Origin of the sequence: Aestuariicoccus sp. MJ-SS9, assembly GCF_032586235.1 — a bacterium.
GTDB lineage: Bacteria > Pseudomonadota > Alphaproteobacteria > Rhodobacterales > Rhodobacteraceae > Aestuariicoccus.
The window spans coordinates 1-1,933 of sequence record NZ_JAWHTD010000114.1; the positions used below are offsets into that span (position 1 = coordinate 1).

The following is a 1,933-nucleotide window of genomic DNA, read 5'->3' on the forward strand; positions in this document are numbered from 1 at the left end:
CGCCGTCCGACGATCTTGTCGCTGCGGCGAATGTCGATGCTGCGGCTTATGAGGAGATGTATGCGCGGTCGGTATCGGACCCTGATGGGTTCTGGGCCGAGCAGGCGGGCCGTGTGGACTGGATCAAGGCGCCGAGCCGGGTGAAGGACGTGGATTTCACGCTGGGCCAGGTGAAGATCAACTGGTACGCGGACGGCACGCTGAACGTGGCGGCGAATTGCGTCGACCGGCATCTGGCGACCCGCGGCGACCAAACCGCCATCATATGGGAGCCCGACGACCCCGCCGAGGACGCCCGGCACATCACCTATCGCGACCTGCACGCCAATGTCTGCCGCATGGCCAACGTGCTCAAGGATCAGGGTGTGGCGAAGGGCGACCGCGTCGTGCTTTACCTGCCGATGATCCCCGAGGCCGCCTATGCCATGCTGGCCTGCGCGCGCATCGGCGCCATCCATTCCATCGTCTTCGCCGGCTTTTCGCCCGACGCGCTGGCCGCGCGCATCAACGGCTGCGACGCCAAGATGATCATCACCGCCGACGAGGCCCCGCGCGGCGGGCGCAAGACGGCGCTGAAATCCAACGCCGACAAGGCGCTGCTGCATTGCGCCGACGACGTCAAATGCCTGGTGGTCAAGCGCACCGGCGGGCAGACCACCTGGGTCGAGGGGCGCGACCTCGACTACAGCGCGCTCAGCCAGCAGGCCTCCACCGATTGCCCGGCCGAGGAAATGTCGGCCGAGGACCCGCTGTTCATTCTTTACACCTCCGGTTCGACGGGTCAGCCCAAGGGGGTCGTGCACACTTCTGGCGGATATCTCGTTTATGCCGGGTTAACGCACGAGGTGACGTTCGATTATCACGACGGCGACATCTATTGGTGCACCGCGGACGTGGGCTGGGTCACCGGGCATTCCTACATTGTTTACGGGCCCTTAGCCAACGGTGCGACCTCTGTGATGTTCGAAGGCGTGCCGACATATCCGGACGCCAGCCGCTTCTGGCAGGTCTGCGAAAAGCACAAGGTGACCCAGTTCTACACCGCGCCCACGGCGATTCGCGCGCTGATGGGACAGGGTAACGACTTCGTAACCGGATGCGATCTATCGTCCCTGCGAATCCTCGGAACGGTGGGCGAACCGATCAACCCCGAGGCATGGACCTGGTACAACGACGTCGTCGGCGGCGGGCGCTGCCCCATCGTCGACACCTGGTGGCAGACCGAAACCGGCGGCCACCTGATGACGCCCCTGCCCGGCGCGCATGCGACCAAGCCGGGTGCTGCGATGAAACCCTTCTTCGGCATCCAGCCCGCGGTGCTGGAGCCGACCAGCGGAGAGGAGATCGAAGGCAACCCCGCCGAGGGCGTGCTGGTCATCAAGGACAGCTGGCCCGGCCAGATGCGCACCGTCTGGGGCGATCACGCGCGGTTCGAAAAGACCTATTTCGCCGATTACAAAGGCTATTACTTCACCGGCGACGGCTGCCGCCGGGACGAGGACGGCGATTACTGGATCACCGGCCGGGTCGACGACGTGATCAACGTCTCGGGCCACCGCATGGGAACGGCCGAGGTCGAATCCGCCCTGGTGGCGCATGAAAAGGTCGCCGAGGCCGCGGTCGTGGGCTATCCGCACAGCGTCAAGGGTCAGGGCATCTATTGCTACGTGACCCTGATGAACGGCGTCGAACCGACGGAAGAGCTGCGCAAGGAGCTGCGCGGCTGGGTGCGCGAGGAAATCGGCCCCATCGCCTCCCCGGACCTCATCCAATGGGCCCCCGGCCTGCCCAAAACCCGCTCCGGCAAGATCATGCGCCGCATCCTGCGCAAGATCGCCGAAAACGACTACGGCGCCCTCGGCGACACCTCAACACTCGCCGAACCCGAAGTCGTCGACGACCTCATCGAAAACAGAATGAACAAGGGGTGAGC

The 1,933-nt window shown here is 64.9% G+C and carries 1 protein-coding gene; it reads left to right on the forward strand.

Translation table 11 applies throughout. The annotated features are described in order from the left end of the window. On the forward strand, positions 1-1,931 hold a 1,931-nt coding region (acs, locus tag RXV88_RS23480; RefSeq protein WP_316296160.1), incomplete at its 5' end, for an acetate--CoA ligase. Between the last annotated feature and the right edge of the window lie 2 nt (positions 1,932-1,933).